Source organism: Methanoculleus formosensis, assembly GCF_025384765.1.
Taxonomy (GTDB): domain Archaea; phylum Halobacteriota; class Methanomicrobia; order Methanomicrobiales; family Methanoculleaceae; genus Methanoculleus; species Methanoculleus formosensis.
In genome coordinates this window covers 1-2,811 of the sequence record NZ_VHLL01000017.1, presented here as the reverse complement: position 1 = coordinate 2,811, position 2,811 = coordinate 1, and the positions used below count along the sequence as shown (strand labels likewise).

General features: G+C 53.5%; 4 protein-coding genes and 1 pseudogene. 4 read left to right on the top strand and 1 reads right to left on the bottom strand.

Annotated features, from left to right (window positions below; genetic code table 11):
- Positions 1 to 123: 123 nt before the first annotated feature.
- Positions 124 to 246 carry a hypothetical protein gene (locus tag FKB36_RS13310; RefSeq protein ID WP_261598575.1) on the bottom strand — a complete coding sequence of 41 codons (123 nt, stop codon included), beginning with the start codon at positions 244 to 246 and terminating at the stop codon, positions 124 to 126.
- A 105-nt stretch (positions 247 to 351) separates the two neighbouring features.
- Between FKB36_RS13310 and FKB36_RS13305 the strand changes: the two are divergent.
- From FKB36_RS13305 to FKB36_RS13290, 4 genes and pseudogenes are all read left to right on the top strand, one after another.
- Positions 352 to 1,229 (top strand): annotated as a pseudogene (locus FKB36_RS13305) (IS5 family transposase).
- Positions 1,230 to 1,515: 286 nt separating this feature from the next.
- Positions 1,516 to 1,707, top strand: a complete 192-nt coding sequence (locus FKB36_RS13300) for a hypothetical protein (protein WP_261598574.1) — start codon at positions 1,516 to 1,518, stop codon at positions 1,705 to 1,707.
- A gap of 6 nt (positions 1,708 to 1,713) precedes the next feature.
- Positions 1,714 to 2,451, top strand: coding sequence for a hypothetical protein (locus FKB36_RS13295; RefSeq protein WP_261598573.1), 738 nt, complete (start codon positions 1,714 to 1,716; stop codon positions 2,449 to 2,451).
- A 32-nt stretch (positions 2,452 to 2,483) separates the two neighbouring features.
- A complete protein-coding gene (locus FKB36_RS13290) occupies positions 2,484 to 2,765 on the top strand; it encodes a DUF1016 domain-containing protein (protein WP_261598572.1) in 282 nt (93 codons plus the stop codon).
- The last annotated feature ends 46 nt before the right edge of the window (positions 2,766 to 2,811 follow it).

Below are 2,811 nucleotides of genomic sequence, written 5' to 3'. Positions count from 1 at the left end.
CCCCTCGCCTCGAACGAGGCGAACGTGACCGGCACGCTCGACGTGCTCGTCGCGGCGAAGGACTGCGGGGTGCCGGCCGTGGTTGGCGCCTCCTCGGTCTACGGCGACACCCCGGCTCCGGGGTCATGGCCGGCCCCACTCGACGCTGACGGTGTAGTGGTGATTCCAGGTCCGGCGGACGGTGATCCCCTCGCAGAAGATGTACCAGTGGCGGCTGGAGATGCCGTGTTGAATAAGTCTGGTCACCCGACCACAAACGTGAAGATGACGGGTGCCCCTGCCGATCTTCCATGCCACAGAAAGAACGCTGGGGACACCCGTATCCTGACACTCGCGACTGGAGTATATATAATGAACGCCTGGTGCGGCGCGGAGAATTCTATCTCTCGCTTGACTTCCTCGCGCAGTGGGACGATCTGCTTGCCCGGATGAACGCCGGCAAGCGCGGCCGTCCCTTTCAGTATCCCGAACCGTTCATTGCATGGATGGCTTGCATTCACGTCTTCCTGCAGATGCCCTACCGCCAGATGGAGGGGTTTGTCCGGAAACTCGCGACATTCATTCCCGGTTTCACGGTGGCCGACTATACCACCCTCTTCCGCCGGATCCAACGTCTGGATCTCTCGCTCACCGTAACACCCGAGCTCCTCGCTGGGGATGTCATCATCGCCGCCGATAGCACCGGGATCAAAGTTACCAACCGGGGCGAATGGCTGCGCGAGAAGTGGCGAGTTCGGCGCGGCTGGATCAAGCTGCATGCCATGATCGACGTCGAGACCAACCAGGTCCTCGGCCTGGAGGTCACCGACGAATCGGTCCAGGACGACCGGATGTTCGTCCCCCTGCTCGACCAGGTCCCGCAGCACTGCGGCGAGGAGCACCCGGTGTTCCGGGTACTCGGTGACGGTGCCTATGACCGCAATGAACTCTTCAATGCCCTCGAGCAACGGAAGATCCTCGCCGGCATCAAGACCCGGGTGGATGCAGCGACCCACTCGACGGGATCACCCTATCGGGCCGAATGTGTCAGAGACCGGAACCGATTGGGGGGGTATCGACTGTGGGCGTGGATAACCACCTACGGGATGCGATGGAAAATCGAAGGGAATTTCTCCAGCATCAAACGGATCTTCGGCGAAGGTGTGCGAGCGACGTCCCGGGAAGGGATGTTCTGCGAGATCCGGATGAAAGTGAACGCCTACAATGTGCTGATGGCTATGGTGGCCTGAGCGAGAGCGCAGCAGATACCGGCAGGTGGGGCACAGGAGATATTATGCAACACGGCATCACTCCGGCAACACTAAAATACAATCACAATATGAAGATATGCAATATTAGAGCAATATACGGTTGGAAGGAACCCATCAAAAAAATTATATAGCCAACAGACGTATTTCAATTTGTTTAACACCTAACGCGAAAAAAACATTAATGCTGATATCGCAGATAAGTAAGGACGATCGTCGCGAGTAAATCTTAAAGTGGAATGTTGTGTAGTGGTCGGCAATGCAGAGTGTGAGTGAAGAGATCTGGGACCGGGAGTTACCTCCCATCAGAATAAACAAGGATACAATCAAAAAGCAGGCAACCAGGTACAGAATGGGAAGTGTAAGGTTAGCATTAGGGCGTATAAAGACAGAAGAAGAGTTTGAAGAAGATAAGCGAGAGATAATAAAGAAGCAATTCCCCAAAAATCCCCTGCAATAGGTATTCATGGCAGACGATGAGGCTTTTTTACAGCAGGAGTTAGAGATATCACCGATAGTAACCGGTCTCCATGATACCCTCTCGGAGCGGGATCGGGAGGTCTTGAGAAAGACAACGGAATGCTATGGAATTCTCAAAGACCTGGCACTTTACGCAGAAGAACTCAATTCAGAATCTTTTTTACCTCCCATAAATGAAGTCCGAGATGCCTTTGATCACCTCATGCGAATGTACTCCGTCCTTTTCGGGCTTCGCGACGGGGACGGCGAATATATCAAGGAAAACCTGGATGCCGTATTCCGCCACGTGTATCGAGCATCATTTGATTATCTCGACTATATACGGATCTATCAGAAAGACTACATACACCGGAGATTAGAAGGGATCTCTCAACAGACGATAGTCAATCTTTTCCCGGAATACTACAGGGAGATCCTGCCCGAGATCGAGAGTTGCCTGGAGGATATCCCCCTCTATAAAGCATCCAAAGATATCGGAAAGCCGGATATGGAGACGGTCGAGAGGTACCACGCAAAGGTTCTGAAACTGAGAGACTACTGCGCACAGATCAACAGAATGGCTCCGGTCTTGATCGAAGCTGAAAGTAACCTCCGGTTGGAAATGGAACAAAGGGAGAAAAAAGAGAGTGAGATACGAAGGGCTGAGGCCTGGAAGTACCTGCTTTTCACCATAATCGGGGCAATTATAGGCGGCATCATCGGGGCACTTGTTTTAGCGGGTTAGTATTGCACGAGAGCACGTTTCCGGGCGTTTGAATGCCGAAACGTCCTCGGCAGAGTGGCCAGGCCACCTATCAGCAGTGCTCCATCTCGCCATCTTCTCAAGAGGAGTGCCCCGCTTCAACTCCGGGCCAGCCGGAATCTCCGGTCTCCGATGGGTTCCAGGTCAAACTCGATGACGAAAACCCGACCGTCGGGATCATCCTGTGCAAGATCAAGAACGACGCACTGGTAGAGCTCACTCTCCCGAAAGATGCCAATGTCTATCCCGGTATCAGGTTTATCTTCCTTCAAAAGAGGAACTCAAGAAACGACTGATCGAATGGTCGGAAGAGACGCCGGAGGCAGAGTGATCGTATGACGG

What these genes read in the sequence shown, in the direction of transcription:
- FKB36_RS13290 (WP_261598572.1), top strand. Translation starts at nt 2,484, where the DNA reads ATGCCGAAACGTCCTCGGCAGAGTGGCCAGGCCACCTATCAGCAGTGC.
- FKB36_RS13295 (WP_261598573.1), top strand. Translation starts at nt 1,714, where the DNA reads ATGGCAGACGATGAGGCTTTTTTACAGCAGGAGTTAGAGATATCACCG.